The organism is Pseudomonas sp. Emmai (assembly GCF_055179735.1).
This window is the reverse complement of record NZ_CM143685.1, coordinates 5,336,385-5,354,519: the sequence shown is the minus strand read 5'-3', so window position 1 is coordinate 5,354,519 and position 18,135 is coordinate 5,336,385. Positions and strand designations below refer to the sequence as shown.

The following is an 18,135-nucleotide window of genomic DNA, read 5'->3' as shown; positions in this document are numbered from 1 at the left end:
CGTACACACTTTTGACAGCTCCACGTCATCGCCTAAGTTTGGAGAGCAGCTTCGGAAAAGCTGCTTTCCCAATCGATGTCATGGAGCTTCATTTATGCGTACTGGTTATTTCTCCTCCCTGGTTTTTGCCCTGCTCACCAGCGCCTCTATCGCTGCCATTGCTGCACCTGCAACCAAGCCTGAAGCGGTTAATGCACCGTTGGTGCTGGACGTCGCCGCCAAGGCGCAGGGCGAAAAAATCGATCTGAACGGCGCCGATGCCCCGACGCTGCAGCGGGAACTGGCGGGTGTCGGTGAGGCCAAGGCCAGGGCGATTGTTGCGTATCGTGAGACTAATGGGCCGTTCGCATCGGTGGATGAGTTGCTGGAAGTGAAGGGGATCGGCAAGGCGATTCTGGACAGGAATCGCGATAAGCTCGAAGTGAACTAAGCTTGTAGATCAACGCCAAGGGGCCGGTCATTGACCGGCCTTTTTTCGTTCTGGCGCCAGCGTGGGTGAGCGGCCTTTCGTCGGCGCATGAAAAATTACGGCTATCATATTGCGTTTGGATTATGCCTATAATAAAAGGGCGGGAGCGCTCTGGCGCTCGCTTTCCCTCAAGCATACTCAGGAGCACAGTCATGACTTCCACCCAGTCCCAAGGTACGGCCCTCGTCACCGGTGCTTCGTCCGGTATCGGGGCGGTTTACGCCGAGCGGTTGGCGGCCCGTGGTTTTGATTTGTTGTTGGTCGCTCGCGACGAGCAGCGGCTGGAGGCGGCGGCGAGCAAGTTGCGCGCTGAGCATGGCGTTCGGATCGAAGTGCTCAAGGCGGACCTGACGCAAAAAGAAGAAGTGTTGAAGCTTGAGCAGCGTCTGCGCAGTGATTCGAGTATCAGCCTGTTGCTCAACAACGCCGGCGTTGCCGCCGATGGCTTGTTGGCCAACGCTGATCTGGACCAGTTGGAGCGTTTGATTCAGCTCAACGTCACCACCGTCACGCGTCTGGCTTCGGCGGCAGCGGCCAGTTTTGCCAAGGCCGGTCGGGGGACGATCATTAATATTGCGTCGGTCGTGGCGTTGTTCCCCGAGCGGTTCAACGCGACGTACAGCGCCAGCAAGGCGTATGTTCTGAGTCTGACCCAATCGTTGAATGCTGAATTGAATGGCACCGGGGTCCAGGTGCAAGCGGTGTTGCCTGGGGTGACACGCACCGAGATTTGGGAGCGTTCCGGCATCGACACCAGTGGCATTCCGGCGGAAATGGTCATGGAGACAGGGGATATGGTCGACGCGGCGTTGTCCGGTCTGGACCAGGGTGAGCTGATCACCATTCCTTCGTTGCCGGAGGCGTCCGAGTGGGAAGCTTTTGTTGCGGCCCGTCATGTGATGGCGCCGAACTTGTCTCGAGACAAAGCCGCCCCACGCTATAAGTGAGGCGCCATGAATCGGTTTGAGGTGAATGCGGTATGAGTGATCGTCGAGTCGTTGTAACGGGTATGGGCCTGGTGTCGCCGCTGGGCAGTGGCGTCGAGGCTGTCTGGACGCGCCTGCTGGCCGGGCGCTCCGGGTTGCGCGTGTTGCCGGACGAAGTGGTCGCCGATTTGCCGGCCAAGGTAGGTGGTGCCGTGCCGAGCATGGCTGAAGACGCTGAAGCCGGGTTCGACCCGGACCGGGCCACCCCGCCCAAAGAACAGAAGAAGATGGACCGCTTCATCATGTTTGCCATGGAGGCTGCACGCCAGGCGCTGGAGCAGGCCGGTTGGCAAGCGCGGGACGCCAATGCCCAGGAGCGGACCGCGACGATTATCGGTTCCGGTGTCGGCGGGTTTGGCGCGATCGCCGATGCGGTGCGCACCACGGACACTCGCGGGCCGCGACGGTTGTCGCCGTTCACCATTCCGTCGTTTCTGGTCAATCTCGCGGCTGGGCATGTGTCGATCCAGCATGGCTTCAAAGGTCCGTTGGGTGCGCCGGTGACTGCCTGCGCCGCCGGCGTCCAGGCGATTGGTGATGCGGCGCGACTGATTCGTTGTGGCGAGGCTGATATTGCCGTGTGCGGCGGGGCGGAGGCTGCGATCGATCGCGTCAGCCTGGCCGGGTTTGCGGCTGCTCGTGCCTTGTCCAGCGGTTTCAATGAAACGCCGGAGCGCGCCTCGCGGCCATTCGACAGTGATCGCGACGGCTTCGTAATGGGTGAGGGTTCGGGTCTGCTGGTGATCGAATCCCTGGAGCATGCGCTGGCCCGTGGGGCGAAGCCCATTGCCGAGCTGGTCGGTTACGGCACCAGTGCCGACGCCTATCACCTGACGGCCGGGCCTGAAGATGGTAGCGGTGCACGTCGAGCGATGTCGCTGGCGTTGGCGCAGGCGGGGATTTCGCCGGCGCAGGTCCAGCACCTCAACGCTCATGCGACCTCGACACCGGTTGGGGACCTCGGGGAGTTGGCGGCGATCAAGTCGTTGTTTGGCACGGATAACAAGATTGCCGTGACTTCGACCAAGTCCGCCACCGGGCATCTGCTCGGCGCCGCTGGCGGGATCGAGGCGATCTTCACGCTGTTGGCAATCCGCGATCAGATCGTGCCCGCAACCCTCAATTTCGAAAACCCTGACCCGGCGGCGCAAGGGGTGGATATCGTCCACGGCCAGGCGCGGCCGATGCCGATCGAATACGCCTTGTCCAACGGCTTCGGCTTTGGTGGGGTCAATGCCAGTGTGCTGTTCAAGCGCTGGCAGGACTAGTTGTTGTCCTGTTTGAGATGATCGCGAGTCACGTCGAGAATCCGCTGCGCCAGCTCAGGGTTCTCGACACTGCGTGATAACAGCAGCGCCCCGACCAGCGTCGACATGATGACGATGCTGCGCTCGGCGGCGTTTTCGCCTTCCAGGGTGCCTTGCACCTGTTTCAGTCGCGCGTTTAGCACCGCATCGCTGGTGGGGCTCGCTTGCCCGCGCAGCCCGAGTTCCGACGACATGGTCGGCAGTGGGCATCCTTGATGGGGTGACGTCTGGTGCCATTCGGACAAGTAGGTATCGATGAAGGCGTCCAGCGGTCGCTCGGACGCGAACAGCTCGGCGCACAACCCTTCAACTTCTTCGCCTGCGGCCACCAGAGCCTTTTCCACCAGTTCATCCTTGGACTTGAAGTGAGAATAGAAACCGCCGTGGGTCAGGCCCAGGGCTTTCATCAGTGGTTGCAAGCCGGTAGCACCGATTCCGTCGCGGCGGAAACGTGCTGACGCTTCCTTGATGATGCGTTGGTGGGTCTGGGCTTTATGGTCTTGCGAGTAACGCATCTCTAATCTCCGCGACAATGCGCCATATTAACCAATGAATGTTGAATGGTGACTGTACTTCTACTTCTAAAAAGCATGCAGATGCGTCCAACTCGGCTGGGAAATTCCAGGTCATTGGCATGAATAGTGATTACTCATTCGCTAACGATTGTTGAACAATCACGAGGCGACCCACATGAGCAGCGGACTGTCCCTGGCCGACCACATCACCCTGGAGTTGCGCGCCGACATCATTGGCGGGCGTTTGCTACCGGGCATGGCGCTGGTGGAAAACGATCTGGTGTCGGCCTACAACGCCTCGCGCAATACCATTCGCGAAGCGCTGCATCGGCTGGGACAGGAAGGTCTGACCCGCTATGTGCGCAACAAAGGCGTGATGGTGCGCAGGGTCGGCGCCGATGACGTGCGCGACCTGTTCAAGGTTCGTCGCACCCTGGAATTGCAAGCCATCAGCAGCAGCCAGCCCTTACGCGAGTACCAGTCCGACCGCATGCTCGAAGCCCTGGAGGCCACGGAACTGGCCCGGGATCGGGAAGACTGGCGCGCGGTCGGCACCCACGGTCTGGCGTTTCATCAACATATCGTCGGGTTGCTGCGCAGCCCGTTGTTCGATGAATTCTTCACCAACGTCGTCGCGCAATTGCGCCTGGTGTTTTGCAGCGCGCCCGATGAGTCGCGCTTCCAGGCGCCGTGGCTGGCCCGCGACCGGCTGATCCACGACCTGCTCGCCGAGGGTGACAAGGCTGGCGCGCTGGATGCGCTGAGCCTGTATCTCGACGATTCCGAGCAACTGCTGTTGCAGCTACTGACCCCTGTTCCCCATCACTGATCGAGGATTCGTGCCATGTACAAAGACTATCCGGCGGCCTATCAAGTCAGCAAAGGCTCGGCGTTGCAGGTGGACAAGGCGTTCTATGAACGGGTCCGCGACAGCAAGGACGGGCGCACGCTGATCGAGCAATTCGAAGTGCCGATCCGCACCGGCCGCGCCTGGCACGTGCCGGCCGGGCACGTCTTTCGAGTCACCACCCCTGTTGGCCCGCAGGTTGGGGATTTCAACGTCTGGAATGCCCATGATCCGCGGGAACGTCTGTGGGCGGCGCGCACCCGGCAGTTGCAGGGCGCCCATGTCAGCACCCACGACCGGCTCTGGTCGAACCTGCCGTTTCTGCGCCCACTGGTGACCATCACCGACGACAGCCTGGCCGGTTATGGCATCGATGAGCACGGCGGTCGTTTGCACGATCTGCTGGGCACGCGTTGCGATCCGTATGTAAACAAAATGCTCACCGGCGAGGACTTCCATCATCACTGTCACTCCAACCTGACCCGCGCCGTGCTGCCCCATGGCCTGACCGAGTTCGACGTGCATGACGTGCTGAATATTTTTCAGTGCACCGGCCTGAACCAGGACGACATGTACTTCATGAAGGCGTGCCCGGCGCAGAAGGGCGATTACCTGGAGTTCTTTGCCGAAATCGATTTGCTGTGTGCGCTGTCGACCTGCCCCGGCGGCGATCTGTCGTTGGCCATGTGGGGGCCGGATGCGCAGGATCCACTGAGCGTGTGCCGCCCGCTGGGGGTGGAGATTTATCGGTTGGAGGATTCGTTGCTCGAAGGCTGGAGCCAGCCTGAGCGAGCGGCGTACAAGGGGCTGCATGGCTTGCACATAGCCAAGGCTGATTGGGAGAAGTAGAAACGCATTTGTGGCGAGGGAGCTTGCTCCCGCTGGGTCGCGCAGCGCCCCCCTTATGGGACTGCTGCGCAGTCCAGCGGGAGCAAGCTCCCTCGCCACAGTTTTTGTATTAGCGGTCCTGCGCTTCCTTGGCATCCATTTCCGCATTGCGTTCGGCGACGCGTTTACGTTGCTCTTCGGTCAGATCGACCTTGGTGGCGGTGTCGCGCAACATCATCAAACCACCAACGATCGAGCCGATTGCAACGACCAGAATCAACCAGGCATACCAGGGCATAGGGCTCTCCTTGAGGGCAGGCCGGTTGGCGGATTTTGCCAACCGATCGTGCATACCACTTTGAGCGATTCATTTTCGCAGTGGTTCCATTCTATGCCTGATATGGCAGCAACACCTGCGCTGTTTAAAGCCCGGTCAACATCGCATCCGCCGGCGCATCCGCACGCAATTGCGCGGTGAGCATGAAGTACACGAAACCCACCGCCATAAAGCCGAGGAAGATCACCCCGATCAACGCGTTGAACCAGGCCATTGCCACCAGGCACACCACCGCCAGCACCAGCGCGATCATCGGTACCAGCGGGTAGCACGGCGCGCGGAACGTGCGCTCCAGGTTCGGCTCGGTTTTACGCAGTTTGAACAGGCTGAGCATGCTCATGATGTACATCACAATCGCGCCGAACACGGCCATGGTGATCATCGCCGCCGTCAGGGTCATACCGCCGAGGTTGATCAAGCCGTCACTATAAATAGCCGCGATGCCGATCAGGCCGCCGGCGATGATCGCCCGGTGCGGGGTCTGGAAGCGCGAGAGCTTGGCCAGGGATTTGGGCAAGTAACCGGCCCGGGCGAGGGCGAAGAACTGCCGCGAGTAGCCCAGAATGATCCCGTGGAAGCTCGCCACCAGGCCGAACAAGCCGATCCACACCAGCATGTGCAACCAGCCGGAGCTTTCGCCAACCACGGTTTTCATCGCCTGTGGCAAAGGGTCGTTGATGTTCGACAGGGTGCGCCAATCGCCGACGCCGCCGGCAAAGAACATCACGCCCATGGCCAGCAGCACCAGGGTCAGGATGCCGCTGATATAGGCTTTCGGAATCGTGCGCTTCGGGTCCTTGGCTTCTTCGGCGGCCATGGCCGCGCCTTCGATGGCGAGGAAAAACCAGATCGCAAACGGGATCGCCGCAAACATCCCGGCAATCGCTGGCGCGCCGAACACATCGGAACCGGCCCAGCCATTGAGGGCGAAGTGGCTGAAGCTGAACGCCGGGGCAACCACGCCCATGAACACCAGCAGTTCGGCCACGGCCAATACGCAGACGATCAGCTCGAAGGTTGCCGCGAGTTTCACCCCAAGGATGTTCAGGCCCATGAACACGATGTAGGCGCCAACCGCCGCGTGTTTCGGATCGAGAGCGGGAAACTGCACGTTCAGGTACGCCCCAATCGCCAGGGCGATGGCGGGCGGGGCGAAGACGAATTCGATCAGCGTCGCCAGCCCGGCGATCAGTCCGCCTTTCTCGCCAAAGGCGCGGCGGCTGTAGGCAAAGGGACCGCCGGCATGGGGAATCGCGGTGGTCAGCTCGGTAAAGCTGAAGATAAAGCAGGTGTACATGGTTGCGACCATAAAGGACGTGACCAGAAAGCCCAGTGTCCCGGCCACGCCCCAGCCATAACTCCAGCCGAAGTATTCACCGGAAATCACCAGCCCCACCGCAATGCCCCACAGGTGCAACGTGCCCAGCGTGGGTTTGAGTTGTGTGTTCATGCGTTGCTCCCTGAACGGTTTGGAAAGCTCGGGGGAGGGCATTGCAGTGGGCGTGCCATTTTGAATTTGTGCGTCGTAAAGGGCTGAAAGCTGTCGTATCGGGGATGATCGCCGCCGGATGCGGGTTTTTTGTGCGCCAGTTGGGGGCGGTGGTGGCTGTTCTGCCGTCTTCGCGGGCAAGCCTCGCTCCTACAGGTTCACCGCGAACCCGCTTTTGTAGGAGTGAGGCTTGCCCGCGAAGAGGCCCGCCCAGACGCCACGAATATCGGCCTGTAACGCCCGCATAAACCCACTCTTTACGCTTTCTTTATGCCCAGCCAACCCCCTCGCTCTCGTTCCTTTACAGCCTCCCTGCCGACAATGACTGCACAAGCGGCAATACGCCGTAACACGGAGAACTTCCATGAGCGTTCTGGACGGGGTGTCACTGCTACTGGCAGTGGGGCTGTTCATTTATCTGTTGGTTGCGCTGTTGCGCGCGGATCGGAACTAGGAGCGGCTATGCACAGTTATGACTATTGGCTGATCCTGGCCTTCTTCGCCCTGGTGCTGATTCCGGCACCGTTCCTGGGGCGTTTTTACTACAAGGTGATGGAAGGCCAGCGCACTTGGCTGTCACCGATCCTCGGCCCCGTCGAGCGCGGCTGTTATCGAATTTCTGGCGTGGACCCGCAGGAAGAACAGACCTGGCAGAAATACACCCTGGCCTTGCTCGCCTTCAACCTCGCGGGCTTTTTGCTGTTGTTCGCGATCCTGTTGTTCCAGGACCACCTGCCGCTCAACCCGCAAAACCTGCCGGGTCAGGAGTGGACGCAAGCGTTCAATACTGCCGTCAGCTTCATGACCAATACCAACTGGCAGTCCTACAGCGGCGAAGCGACCCTGAGCTACCTGAGTCAGATGGCCGGCCTCACCGTGCAGAACTTCGTCAGCGCTGCCACCGGCCTCGCCGTGTTGGTAGCCCTGTGTCGCGGTATCGGTCGCAAGTCGAGCAAGACCCTGGGCAACTTCTGGGTCGACATGACCCGCGCCACCCTCTACGGCCTGTTGCCACTGTGCCTGCTGCTGGCGCTGTACCTGGTCTGGCAGGGCGTGCCGCAAACCTTTGCTCAGTACGTGAATGCCGTGACGATGCAAGGCGTCGATCAGGTGATCCCGCTCGGCCCGGCCGCCAGTCAGATTGCGATCAAGCAACTGGGCACCAACGGTGGCGGCTTCTTCGGCGTCAACTCGGCGCATCCGTTCGAGAACCCGACGGCGTGGAGCAACCTGTTTGAAGTCGGTTCGATCATCCTGATCCCGGTCGCCCTGGTGTTCACCTTCGGCCACTACGTGAAAGACCTGCGTCAGAGCCGCGCGATCATCGCCTGCATGCTGGCGCTGTTCCTGATTGGCGGCGCGACCTCGTTGTGGGCCGAGTACCAACCGAACCCAAGCCTGGCCAACGCTGCCGTCGAGCAGACCGCGCCGCTGGAAGGCAAGGAAGCGCGTTTCGGCACCACGGCCACCGTGCTCTGGTCCGTGACCACTACGGCGGCGTCCAACGGTTCGGTCAACGGCATGCACGACAGCCTCAACCCGCTGAGCGGCATGGTCGCGCTGGTCAACATGATGGTCGGCGAAGTGATCTTCGGCGGCGTCGGTGCCGGGCTCTATGGCATGTTGCTGAACGTGTTGATCGCGGTGTTCCTCGCCGGCCTGATGATCGGCCGCACCCCGGAATACCTCGGTAAAAAGTTGCAAGCCAAGGAAGTGCAATTGCTGGTGGTGACCTTGCTGGTGATGCCGGTCGGCGTGCTGGTACTCGGCGCGATTGCTGCCAGCCTGCCCGGTCCGGTGGCGGCGGTGAGTAACCCCGGTGCCCATGGTTTCAGTCAGTTGCTTTATGCGTACACCTCAGCCAGTGCCAACAACGGTTCGGCGTTCGGCGGTTTCGGTGCCAACACCCCGTTCCACAACCTGATGCTGGGCCTGGGCATGTTGATCGGTCGCTTCGGTTACATCCTCCCGGTTCTGGCCCTGGCCGGCAGCCTGGCGATGAAGAAAACCGCACCGATCGGCCAGAACAGTTTCCCGACCCACGGCCCGCTGTTCGTGACCTTGCTGACCGTGACCATTTTGCTGGTGGGTGGCCTGACCTTCTTGCCGACCCTGGCTTTGGGCCCAATCGCTGAACATCTGAGCATGGGCTTCTAAGGAGCTGATGATGAATATGCCTGTCAATAAACCGGTGGTCGTCAAAGCCCCGGAGCAACCGAAAACCGCGATCTCGGCCCTGTGGCGCCCGGCGCTGGTGCAAGCCTTCGTCAAGCTCGACCCTCGGCAACTGCAGCGTGCGCCGGTGATGCTGGTGGTCGAACTGACCGCCGTGCTGACCACCGTGCTGTGCTTCATTCCCGACGGCAGCGTGCCGACCTTTGTCGCGGCGCAAATTGCGTTGTGGCTGTGGTTCACCGTGCTGTTCGCCAACTTCGCCGAAGCCTTGGCCGAAGGTCGCGGCAAGGCCCGCGCCGACAGCCTCAAGGCTGGCAGCGAAGGTTTGAGCGCACGCCGCAAAACTTCCAATGGCACCTTCCAGGTGGTGCCCGCCACCAGCCTGCGCAAGGACGATGTGGTGCGCGTCGAAGCCGGGGAAATGATCCCCGGTGACGGCGAGGTGATTGAAGGGATCGCAGCGGTCAACGAAGCAGCGATTACCGGTGAATCCGCGCCGGTGATTCGCGAGTCCGGCGGCGACCGTTCGGCCGTCACCGGCAACACCCGCCTGGTGTCCGACTGGCTGCTGGTGCGCATCACCGCCAACCCGGGCGAGTCGACCCTGGACCGTATGATCGCCCTGGTCGAAGGCGCCAAACGCCAGAAAACCCCGAACGAAGTGGCGCTCGACATCCTGCTGATCGGCCTGACCCTGATCTTCCTGCTGGTGGTCGTGACCCTGCAACCGTTCGCCCACTTCGCCAATGGCAGCCTGCCGCTGGTGTTCCTGGTGGCGCTGTTGGTGACGCTGATTCCGACCACGATTGGCGGTTTGTTGTCGGCCATTGGTATCGCCGGGATGGATCGTCTGGTGCGCCTTAACGTGATCGCCAAATCCGGTCGCGCCGTGGAAGCGGCGGGGGACGTGCACGTCCTGCTGCTGGACAAGACCGGCACCATCACCTTCGGCAACCGTCGTTGCACCGCCGTGTATGCGGCACCGGGCGTCAGCGCTAAAGAGCTGTCGGAAGGTGCGTTGTTCGCTTCGTTGGCCGATGACACGGCTGAAGGCAAGTCCATCGTCGAGTACCTGCGTGGCCTGCATCCGCAGCCAGAGCCAAGTCCCGAGCTGCTGACCGCTGTGCCGTTCAGCGCCGAGACGCGCCTGTCCGGTGTCGACTATCAGGGCCGCGTGTACCGCAAAGGCGCGGTGGATTCGTTGCTGGCCTTCGTCGGCCTGAAACGCGCCGACCTGGCGCCGTCTCTGTCCCGGGAAATCGACAAGATTGCCCAGAGCGGCGGCACCCCGTTGCTGGTCTGTGCCGACGGTAAATTGCTCGGCGCGATCCACCTCAAGGACGTGGTCAAGCCTGGCATTCGCGAACGTTTCGCCGAGTTGCGCAAGTTGGGCATTCGCACCGTTATGGTGACCGGCGACAACCCGCTGACCGCCGCCGCGATTGCTGCCGAAGCGGGCGTCGATGACGTGCTGGCCGAAGCCACCCCGGAGAAGAAACTGGCGCGCATTCGCCACGAGCAGAACGACGGTCGTTTGGTCGCGATGTGCGGCGACGGCGCCAACGACGCCCCGGCCCTGGCCCAGGCAGACGTCGGCATGGCGATGAACGACGGCACGCAAGCTGCGCGCGAGGCGGCGAACATGGTCGATCTCGACAGCGACCCGACCAAGCTGCTGGACGTGGTGCAGATCGGTAAAGAGTTGCTGGTGACCCGTGGCGCGTTGACGACCTTTTCCATCGCCAACGACGTGGCCAAGTACTTCGCAATCCTGCCAGCGCTGTTCGCCTCGATCTACCCGCAACTCGGCGTGCTGAACGTCATGCACCTGAGCAGCCCGCAGAGCGCGATCCTCTCGGCGATTGTGTTCAACGCCTTGATCATCGTCGTGCTGATCCCCCTGGCCCTGCGCGGTGTGCGGGTGCAGGCGGCGAGTGCGGCGGCATTGCTGCGCCGCAACCTGCTGATCTACGGCTTGGGCGGGATTGTGGTGCCGTTCGTGGGCATCAAGGCGATCGACATGCTGTTGACGGCGTTGCATCTGGTTTGACGGTTGATGGGCGGATGAGCGCTGCTTTTTGTGGCGAGGGAGCTTGCTCCCGCTGGGCTGCGAAGCAGCCCCCATCCCCGCAATCGTATTGGTTCAGGCACACCGCATTCACCGGGTTAGCGACTGCTTCGCAGTCGAACGGGAGCAAGCTCCCTCGCCACAGGTGATCGGTGTGTCTTCACAGTGATGTCCGAATTCGAGGATTTTGAAATGTCCACAATGATACGTCCGGCCCTGAGCCTGCTGGTGCTGATGACCCTGATCACCGGCGTCGCCTACCCATTGGTGGTGACCGGCGTCGCGCAAGTCGCGTTCCCGGACCAGGCCAATGGCAGCCTGGTGCGTGATGCCGACGGCAAGGTCCGTGGTTCGTCGCTGATTGCCCAGGATTTCGTCGGTGACGCCTGGTTCCACCCACGGCCCTCGGCCGGTGCGTTTGCCACGGTATCGAGCAGTGCCAGTAACCTGTCGCCGAGCAACCCGGCGCTGGCCTCGCGGGTGATCGACGATGCCAATAAACTGCAAGTGCCGGGGCAAGGTCCGGTGCCGTTGGCGATGCTGACCACCTCCGGCAGCGGCCTCGATCCCCACTTGCCTCCGGCGGCGATTGCCTATCAACTGGCGCGTGTTGCGGCGGCGCGTAATGTGCCGGTGTCTACGCTTGAGCAACTGCTGAACGCGAACATCGAGCAGCCGCTGGTGGGGCCGCCAGTGGTGAATGTGTTGGCATTGAACATCGCGCTGGAAAAACTGTAAGAGAGGATCGTTCCCACGCACTGCGTGGGAATGCATCAAATGGACGCTCTGCGTCCGCTGTTGGGACGCAGAGCGTCCCGGGCTGCATTCCCATGCGGAGCGTGGGAACGATCAAGAGAACTTCAAGCATGAGTGATTCCGGCCGCGCCGACGCGCTGTTAGCAGACCTGCCCCGCGACGGCCGTGGCCGGCTCAAGGTGTTCCTCGGTGCCGCCCCCGGTGTCGGCAAGACCTACGCCATGTTGCAAGCGGCCCACACCCAACTGCGCCAAGGCGTGAAAGTCATCGCCGGCGTGGTGGAAACCCACGGCCGCGCCGAAACCGAAGCCCTGCTCGGCGGCCTGCCGCAACAGCCGCTGGTGCGCTCGGAATACCGTGGCGTGATGCTTGAAGAAATGGACCTCGACGGCCTGATCAAAGCCAAGCCGAAACTGGTGCTGGTCGACGAACTGGCCCACAGCAACGCCCCGGGCAGTCGCCACGCCAAGCGCTGGCAAGACATCCAGGAACTGCTCGCCGCCGGCATCGACGTCTACACCACGGTCAACGTCCAGCACCTGGAAAGTCTCAACGATAAAGTGCGCGGCATCACCGGCGTCCAGGTTCGCGAAACCCTGCCGGACTGGGTCCTGCAAGAAGCCTACGAACTGCTGCTGATCGACCTGCCGCCCCGGGAACTGCTGGAGCGTCTGCGCGATGGCAAGGTCTACGTACCGGAGCAGGCGCGGGCGGCCATCGATGCGTTTTTCACCCAGACCAACCTGACCGCCCTGCGGGAAATGGCGATGCAAACCGCGGCGGCCCAGGTCGATGATGACCTGGCCCAGGGTTATCGCCAGCTCGGTCAGGCGGCGCCAGCGGTGCGCGGTCGTTTATTGGTCGGGGTCGATGGCGATGCCCAGGCCGAGCGCCTGGTGCGTCACGCCAGCCGCGTCGCCCAGCGTCGGCATCTGCCGTGGAGCCTGGTGCACGTGGACAACGGCCGCGTGCGCGATGAGCAATCGCGCCTGCGCCTGCAAAGTGCCCAGCAACTGGCCGAGCGCCTCGGTGGCGAAGTGGTGCTGCTGCGGGCCGGCGAGGTGGCGAAAACCCTGATCCAGCACGCCACCGAACGCCGCGCCAGTCTGGTGTTGGTTGGTCAGTCGCGGCAGCGTTTGCGTCGACGCTTGTTCGGCGGCGGTCTGGCGTCCCGTTTGTTGCGCGATGCCCGTGGTCTGGAAATCAACGTCCTCGACAGCGATCAGGAAACTCATGCACCGCGTCAGCGTTCAGCCCATTCACTGGTCTGGTTCGATTACGCACTCGCCTTGGTGGCAACGATTTTGGCCAGTGCTTTGGCCTGGGCAGTGGCGAGTGTTCTGCCGCTGCCGAATATCTCCCTGGTGTTCCTCGCCGCCGTGTTGCTGGTGGCGGTACGCAGCAGCCTCGGCCCGGCGCTGGCGTGTGCGGCGCTGTCGTTTCTGACCTACGACTTTCTGTTCATCCCGCCGAATTTCTCCTTCAGCATCCAGCGCGAAGAAGACGTCCTGACCTTGCTGTTCTTCCTGCTGATGGCGGCGCTCACCGGTAACCTCGCGGCCCGTCAGCGTCGGCAATTGCAGGCGTTGCGCGACACCCAGGAAGAAACCAGCGAACTGCTCGACCTGTCACGCAAACTCACCGCCGCCACCGACCGCCAAGCCGTGGTCAGCGCCGCCGCCCAGCATTTGAACGGCTGGAGCGACCTGCAATTGTGCCTGCTCAACCGTGACGGGCAGGGCGGCTGGAAAGTCGAGACCGGTGGCCCGCTGGAGTTCTCCGAAGCCGAACGCGCTGCCGCCGATTGGGCCTGGCAACACGATCAACCGGCGGGGGCGGGCACCGGCACCTTGCCGTTCGGGCGTTGGTGGTGGTGGCCGTTGTCGGTCGAGGATGGGCCGTTGGGCCTACTCGGTGTTTGTGCCAACGAAGGCCAGACCTTGAGCGGCCAGCGTCGGCGTTTGTTGACCGCCCTGAGCCAGCCGCTGGCCCAGGCGTTGGCCCGTGCGCAACTGGCTGAAGACCTGGAAGCCGCGCGGTTGCACGGCGAAACCGAGCAACTGCGCAGCGCTTTACTCGCCTCGGTGTCCCACGATTTACGCACGCCGCTGACCTCCATGCGCGGCAGCATCGACAGCCTGCTGGCCCTCGGCGAGGCGATCCCGCTGGAGGATCGCCGCGAACTGCTTGAAGGCACCCGCGACGAAGCCGAACGCCTGGACCGCTACATTCAAAACCTGCTGGACATGACTCGCCTGGGTCACGGCGCCCTGAAACTGGCCCGGGACTGGGTGTCGCCAGCGGATATCGTCGGCAGTTCGCTTAATCGCCTGCGCGCGGTGCTGGCGCCGTTGCAGGTCAGCACCGAAGTGCCGGCCGAGTTGCCGTTGCTGTACGTGCATGCGGCGTTGATCGAACAGGCACTGGTCAACGTGATCGAAAACGCCGCGCGGTTTTCACCGGCGCACGGACGCCTGCAAGTGCGCGCCGGGGCGGATGACAACGAGTTGTTTTTCGCGGTGAGCGATGAAGGTCCAGGGATTCCGGAGGATGAACGAGCGAAGATTTTCGACATGTTCTACACCGCCGCTCGCGGTGATCGCGGCGGGCAGGGCACGGGGTTGGGGCTGGCGATTTGTCAGGGCATGGTCGGCGCACATGGCGGGCGGATCAGCGTCGGCGATGGCATTGAAGGACGGGGCACCTGCATCACGCTTCATCTGCCATTGCAGGAACAGCCGGATTTTGAAAATTAAGAGCCGAATGTGAAGCCTGAACACGCTTGCGCTACTCTCTTGCCACTTCTTTGTGTTGATGGGAATTCATGAGCCAGACCGCGACCATTTTGGTCATCGACGACGAACCGCAGATCCGCAAGTTCCTGCGCATCAGCCTCGCTTCCCAGGGCTACAAAGTGCTGGAGGCCGGCACCGGCAACGAAGGCCTGGCGCAAGCTGCGCTGAACAAACCCGATTTGCTGGTGCTCGACCTCGGCCTGCCGGACATGGACGGCCAGCAAGTGCTGCGCGAGTTTCGTGAGTGGTCAACCGTGCCGGTGCTGGTGCTGTCGGTGCGCGCCAGCGAGGGGCAGAAGGTTGAAGCGCTGGATGGCGGCGCCAACGATTACGTGACCAAGCCGTTCGGTATTCAGGAATTTTTGGCCCGGGTTCGCGCCTTGTTGCGTCAGGCGCCGGCCGGTGAAGCCCAGCAAGCGGCCCTGACGTTCGGCCCATTGACCGTGGACCTGGCCTATCGCCGAGTGCTGCTCGACGGCGCCGAAGTCGCGCTGACCCGCAAGGAGTATGCGGTGCTGGCGCAACTGGCGCGGCATCCGGGGCGGGTCATCACCCAGCAGCAATTGCTCAAGGACATCTGGGGGCCGACCCATACCGAGGACAGTCATTACCTGCGGATTGTGGTCGGGCATCTGCGCCAGAAACTGGTGGATGATCCGACCCAGCCACGGTTTATCGTGACCGAGGCGGGGGTGGGGTATCGGTTGATCGAGCCCTGATCGTCCCCACGCGCTGATCGTTCCCACGCTCCGCGTGGGAATGCATCCTGTGACGCTCCGCGTCACGACTTCAAGAGCGGACGCGGAGCGTCCATGGCGGCATTCCCACGCGGAGCGTGGGAACGATCAGGTAACGTTCAAATGCTCAATTCTGCTCATTCTCATACCGATCCATCGTATCCCGCGCAATCTCCCGTCCCAGCGCGATCAACTCCGGCGCCTTGTAGAACTCGAAAAACCGGCACACACGCTTCGGCACGTTGATCAGGATGTCCGGCGGATACCCGGCAATCTTGTACTGCGCCAACGAAGTCTGCATCACCTCGAAACTCTGGTTGATCAAGTCCAGCAAAGACGCCGGCCCGACGTTGTCGATGATGAACGAACCGGTAGCGGACTTCGGCGCGCCATCGCCTTGCGGAGCGGCGGCGGGTTGCTGGGCTTCGGGTTCGGCAGACTCGATCCACGGATTGATCTCCGCCGCTTCGGCCTTCAACGCTTCCTGTTCCAGCAGCAGCAATTGCTCAGCCTGTTTGCGTCGGAACGGCATCTTCGAACCCAGCGAATTGACCAGGCTGTTGAAGCGTGACTTGAACGCCGGAGGGCGCGGGATCACCGGCAGTTGATAGTGGCGCTGGTTGGTCGAGTTGAGGTTGACCGCGATGATCAAATCGCAATGGCTCGACACCACCGGCACGATTGGCAACGGGTTCAACAAACCACCATCCACCAGCATGCGGTTGCCCTGCATCACTGGCGTGAACAGACTGGGAATCGCCGCCGAGGCGCGGATGGCCTGATGCAGACAGCCGGCCTGGAACCAGATTTCCTGCTGGTTGGTCAGGTCGGTGGCCACCGCTGTGTAGGGGATCCGCAGGTCTTCGATGTTGATCTCGCCGACGATTTTGCGGATCTGGCCGAAGACTTTTTCGCCACGAATCGCGCCGAGCCGGAAGCTGACATCCACCAGACGCAACACGTCGAGGTAATCCAGGCTTTCGATCCAGTTGCGATATTCGTTGAGTTTGCCGGCGGCATAAATCCCGCCGACCACGGCGCCCATCGAGCAACCGGCGATGCAGGCGATGTCGTAGCCACGCCGTTCGATCTCTTCAATGACACCGATATGGGCATAGCCCCGCGCTCCACCTGAGCCCAGCACCAGTGCGACACGCTTTTTCATGAATCCCCCTCGTCTGACAAGGTTCAACAATGCACCCATCGAGGGTGGCGCTTCAATCACCAAGGTCGTTTGCCGGGGCAGGGGCGTCGTTTTTTCGACACTGCATGGCGACAGATGGGTATGCTCGCGAGCGCTATAGTTTGTACGGGCGAGGCAAGGCACTTTTTGCGTGCCGCACCGTCTTACCTGCACGACTGTTTATCTAACTTTGAGGTGTTATCGATGAAAGCCTGGATCTGTGTGCCTTTGATTGCCCTGGCATTGGCCGGTTGTGCCGGGAAAACTGCGTACCGTGATAGCTGCGGCACCCAGATTGATGCGGCGTGGCACGAACTGGACCTGGCCAAGGCCGAAGGTTTTGCTGGCACGGTGAGCTACTCTAAAGCTCTGTCGCTGTTGACCGGTGCCAAGACCCAGCAGCAATTCGAAGCCTACGAAGGCTGCACCAGCAAAGCCGAGAAGGCGCGTTTCTATATTCGTGAATCCCGCGCCGGTCGTTAAGCCCATGATCTAGGGCAAGGACGCCGGGTTTCGATGCGGGCACGATACGTCGAGCGGGAAAATCCACATTCGATTCAGGGAGCAAGTGATGTCTGCCTTGGTTGACCGGTTGGTGGCTCAAGTCTTGAGCATTGAAGTCCGTTTGCTGGCCTGCCAGGCTCGCTTGACTGCCCGCACCGACCCGGAGGCGCTGCACGATCTGCGCACCACGGTTCGCCGCTTGCGCAGCCTGTTGCGACCGTTGCGGGGTTTGCCCGGGGTCGAGCAACTGGAAGTGGCGGCGTCCGGTGTCGGTCAATTGACCACGCCGCTGCGTGATCGCGAAGTGTTGGCGGCGTATTTGCTCGAGCACCATCAACCCGAAGCGGCGCAGCGACGCATGGCGCAAATGGACGTGGCCTATCCCACCGTGGCGACCAGCCCGCAAGTCATTCAATTGCTGATGATCCTCGACGCGTTTCCGCGTTTCCTGCGCGCTTCCCAGCGTCAGGGGTTGCTCAAGGGCTTGCGCAAACGCATCGAAAAACGCCTGGCCAAGCAATGGAAAAAACTCGACGAAGCCCTGCACGATCCGGCCCATGATCGCCATCGCTTGCGCTTGTTGATCAAGCGGGTGCGCTACGGCATCGAGGCCTATCCCGAACTGGACCGTTTGCCCAAGCAAGCCTTGCCACGACTCAAGTCTGCCCAGGCCGCGTTGGGTGATTGGCACGATTGCTGGCAGTGGCTGCTGCGGGCCGAACAGGAAGCGGACTTGAAACCCTGCGTCGCCGTGTGGAAAACCACCATGGCCAAGGCTGAAGGGCGTGCCGACCGAGTCCTCGACAAACTCGGCGCGGCCTGTTTCAAATCCTGAGAACACCACGGCTTCTGTTGATCGTTCCTACGCTCCGCGTGGGAATGCATCCCGGGACGCTCCGCGTCCCATCCAGAGCCGAACGCGGAGCGTCCGTTGAGGCATTCCCACGCAGAGCGTGGGAACGATCAAGAACACTGCGTAACCCCTGTGGGAACGAGCCTGTGTGGCGAGGGGGCTTGCCCCCGTTCGGCTGCGAAGCAGTCGTAAATCCATCGCATGCGGTTGGCCTGAGAATTTGGGGTTGCTGGGCAACATAGAATCTCCCACAGTTGGTTTTGTGTCAGACATAAGACCTGCGCGG

Annotated in this window: 17 protein-coding genes; 13 read left to right on the top strand and 4 right to left on the bottom strand. The window is 61.9% G+C overall.

Translation table 11 applies throughout. The features are described 5' to 3' along the window. The first annotated feature begins 94 nt into the window (after positions 1-94). The 3 genes from ACY4LX_RS24570 to fabF all read left to right on the top strand — a co-directional run bounded on the left by ACY4LX_RS24570 (position 95) and on the right by fabF (position 2,723). On the top strand, positions 95-430 hold the full coding sequence (locus tag ACY4LX_RS24570; RefSeq protein ID WP_149660086.1) for a ComEA family DNA-binding protein: 336 nt from the start codon (positions 95-97) through the stop codon (positions 428-430). Positions 431-621: 191 nt separating this feature from the next. Further along, positions 622-1,416: an SDR family NAD(P)-dependent oxidoreductase gene (locus tag ACY4LX_RS24565; protein WP_463258107.1), complete on the top strand. Its 795-nt coding sequence runs from the start codon at positions 622-624 to the stop codon at positions 1,414-1,416. Between the two features lie 32 nt (positions 1,417-1,448). Continuing rightward, positions 1,449-2,723, top strand: a complete 1,275-nt coding sequence (gene fabF / locus ACY4LX_RS24560; protein ID WP_463258106.1) for a beta-ketoacyl-ACP synthase II — start codon at positions 1,449-1,451, stop codon at positions 2,721-2,723. On the opposite strand, the gene ACY4LX_RS24555 is transcribed toward fabF, so the two are convergent. Continuing rightward, positions 2,720-3,277, bottom strand: a complete 558-nt coding sequence (locus tag ACY4LX_RS24555; RefSeq protein WP_463258105.1) for a TetR/AcrR family transcriptional regulator — start codon at positions 3,275-3,277, stop codon at positions 2,720-2,722. The two genes, fabF and ACY4LX_RS24555, sit on opposite strands and share 4 nt — an antisense overlap. A 175-nt stretch (positions 3,278-3,452) precedes the next feature. Here ACY4LX_RS24555 and ACY4LX_RS24550 point away from each other — a divergent pair, with 175 nt between their 5' ends. After that, complete coding sequence (locus tag ACY4LX_RS24550) at positions 3,453-4,106, top strand: GntR family transcriptional regulator (RefSeq protein WP_463258104.1); 654 nt, start codon at positions 3,453-3,455, stop codon at positions 4,104-4,106. 15 nt (positions 4,107-4,121) lie between these two features. Next, on the top strand, positions 4,122-4,973 hold the full coding sequence (locus ACY4LX_RS24545) for an urea carboxylase-associated family protein (protein ID WP_463258103.1): 852 nt from the start codon (positions 4,122-4,124) through the stop codon (positions 4,971-4,973). 109 nt (positions 4,974-5,082) lie between these two features. Here the strand turns inward: ACY4LX_RS24545 and ACY4LX_RS24540 are convergent, their stop codons facing one another. Both ACY4LX_RS24540 and eat read right to left on the bottom strand, forming a co-directional pair. Continuing rightward, a complete protein-coding gene (locus ACY4LX_RS24540) occupies positions 5,083-5,250 on the bottom strand; it encodes a DUF2897 family protein (protein ID WP_081744012.1) in 168 nt (55 codons plus the stop codon). A 124-nt stretch (positions 5,251-5,374) separates the two neighbouring features. Next, positions 5,375-6,739, bottom strand: a complete 1,365-nt coding sequence (gene eat / locus ACY4LX_RS24535) for an ethanolamine permease (RefSeq protein WP_149660092.1) — start codon at positions 6,737-6,739, stop codon at positions 5,375-5,377. A 403-nt stretch (positions 6,740-7,142) separates the two neighbouring features. Between eat and kdpF the strand changes: the two genes are divergently transcribed. From kdpF to ACY4LX_RS24505, 6 genes are all read left to right on the top strand, one after another. Further along, the gene (kdpF, locus tag ACY4LX_RS24530) at positions 7,143-7,232 is read left to right on the top strand and encodes a K(+)-transporting ATPase subunit F (protein ID WP_007899818.1); all 90 of its coding nucleotides are present in this window, start codon (positions 7,143-7,145) and stop codon (positions 7,230-7,232) included. A gap of 8 nt (positions 7,233-7,240) precedes the next feature. Further along, positions 7,241-8,935 (top strand): potassium-transporting ATPase subunit KdpA, encoded by a 1,695-nt coding sequence (kdpA, locus tag ACY4LX_RS24525; RefSeq protein WP_149660093.1) that lies wholly within the window; start codon positions 7,241-7,243, stop codon positions 8,933-8,935. 10 nt (positions 8,936-8,945) lie between these two features. After that, positions 8,946-11,003 (top strand): potassium-transporting ATPase subunit KdpB, encoded by a 2,058-nt coding sequence (gene kdpB / locus ACY4LX_RS24520; protein ID WP_463258102.1) that lies wholly within the window; start codon positions 8,946-8,948, stop codon positions 11,001-11,003. 210 nt (positions 11,004-11,213) lie between these two features. Continuing rightward, on the top strand, positions 11,214-11,759 hold the full coding sequence (kdpC, locus tag ACY4LX_RS24515; protein ID WP_463258101.1) for a potassium-transporting ATPase subunit KdpC: 546 nt from the start codon (positions 11,214-11,216) through the stop codon (positions 11,757-11,759). Between the two features lie 128 nt (positions 11,760-11,887). Continuing rightward, on the top strand, positions 11,888-14,533 hold the full coding sequence (locus ACY4LX_RS24510) for a DUF4118 domain-containing protein (protein ID WP_463258100.1): 2,646 nt from the start codon (positions 11,888-11,890) through the stop codon (positions 14,531-14,533). 68 nt (positions 14,534-14,601) lie between these two features. Beyond that, positions 14,602-15,291 carry a response regulator gene (locus ACY4LX_RS24505; RefSeq protein ID WP_149660097.1) on the top strand — a complete coding sequence of 230 codons (690 nt, stop codon included), beginning with the start codon at positions 14,602-14,604 and terminating at the stop codon, positions 15,289-15,291. A 145-nt stretch (positions 15,292-15,436) separates the two neighbouring features. Here the strand turns inward: ACY4LX_RS24505 and ACY4LX_RS24500 are convergent, their stop codons facing one another. Next, a complete protein-coding gene (locus ACY4LX_RS24500; RefSeq protein ID WP_149660098.1) occupies positions 15,437-16,474 on the bottom strand; it encodes a patatin-like phospholipase family protein in 1,038 nt (345 codons plus the stop codon). Positions 16,475-16,696: 222 nt separating this feature from the next. Here ACY4LX_RS24500 and ACY4LX_RS24495 point away from each other — a divergent pair, with 222 nt between their 5' ends. Then, entirely contained in the window at positions 16,697-16,975 is a 279-nt protein-coding gene (locus ACY4LX_RS24495) for a hypothetical protein (protein WP_054051974.1), read from the top strand. 88 nt (positions 16,976-17,063) lie between these two features. Beyond that, positions 17,064-17,831, top strand: a complete 768-nt coding sequence (locus ACY4LX_RS24490) for a CHAD domain-containing protein (RefSeq protein WP_463258099.1) — start codon at positions 17,064-17,066, stop codon at positions 17,829-17,831. Positions 17,832-18,135: the final 304 nt, after the last annotated feature.

Excerpts from the sequence above, each read along its gene's own strand:
- ACY4LX_RS24565 (WP_463258107.1), top strand. The coding sequence starts at position 622 with ATGACTTCCACCCAGTCCCAAGGTACGGCCCTCGTCACCGGTGCTTCG.
- kdpF (WP_007899818.1), top strand. The coding sequence starts at position 7,143 with ATGAGCGTTCTGGACGGGGTGTCACTGCTACTGGCAGTGGGGCTGTTC.
- ACY4LX_RS24510 (WP_463258100.1), top strand. The coding sequence starts at position 11,888 with ATGAGTGATTCCGGCCGCGCCGACGCGCTGTTAGCAGACCTGCCCCGC.
- kdpB (WP_463258102.1), top strand. The coding sequence starts at position 8,946 with ATGAATATGCCTGTCAATAAACCGGTGGTCGTCAAAGCCCCGGAGCAA.
- ACY4LX_RS24505 (WP_149660097.1), top strand. The coding sequence starts at position 14,602 with ATGAGCCAGACCGCGACCATTTTGGTCATCGACGACGAACCGCAGATC.
- ACY4LX_RS24555 (WP_463258105.1), bottom strand. The coding sequence starts at position 3,277 with ATGCGTTACTCGCAAGACCATAAAGCCCAGACCCACCAACGCATCATC.
- kdpA (WP_149660093.1), top strand. The coding sequence starts at position 7,241 with ATGCACAGTTATGACTATTGGCTGATCCTGGCCTTCTTCGCCCTGGTG.
- ACY4LX_RS24500 (WP_149660098.1), bottom strand. The coding sequence starts at position 16,474 with ATGAAAAAGCGTGTCGCACTGGTGCTGGGCTCAGGTGGAGCGCGGGGC.
- ACY4LX_RS24545 (WP_463258103.1), top strand. The coding sequence starts at position 4,122 with ATGTACAAAGACTATCCGGCGGCCTATCAAGTCAGCAAAGGCTCGGCG.
- ACY4LX_RS24495 (WP_054051974.1), top strand. The coding sequence starts at position 16,697 with ATGAAAGCCTGGATCTGTGTGCCTTTGATTGCCCTGGCATTGGCCGGT.
- ACY4LX_RS24570 (WP_149660086.1), top strand. The coding sequence starts at position 95 with ATGCGTACTGGTTATTTCTCCTCCCTGGTTTTTGCCCTGCTCACCAGC.
- ACY4LX_RS24490 (WP_463258099.1), top strand. The coding sequence starts at position 17,064 with ATGTCTGCCTTGGTTGACCGGTTGGTGGCTCAAGTCTTGAGCATTGAA.
- fabF (WP_463258106.1), top strand. The coding sequence starts at position 1,449 with ATGAGTGATCGTCGAGTCGTTGTAACGGGTATGGGCCTGGTGTCGCCG.
- ACY4LX_RS24540 (WP_081744012.1), bottom strand. The coding sequence starts at position 5,250 with ATGCCCTGGTATGCCTGGTTGATTCTGGTCGTTGCAATCGGCTCGATC.
- eat (WP_149660092.1), bottom strand. The coding sequence starts at position 6,739 with ATGAACACACAACTCAAACCCACGCTGGGCACGTTGCACCTGTGGGGC.
- ACY4LX_RS24550 (WP_463258104.1), top strand. The coding sequence starts at position 3,453 with ATGAGCAGCGGACTGTCCCTGGCCGACCACATCACCCTGGAGTTGCGC.
- kdpC (WP_463258101.1), top strand. The coding sequence starts at position 11,214 with ATGTCCACAATGATACGTCCGGCCCTGAGCCTGCTGGTGCTGATGACC.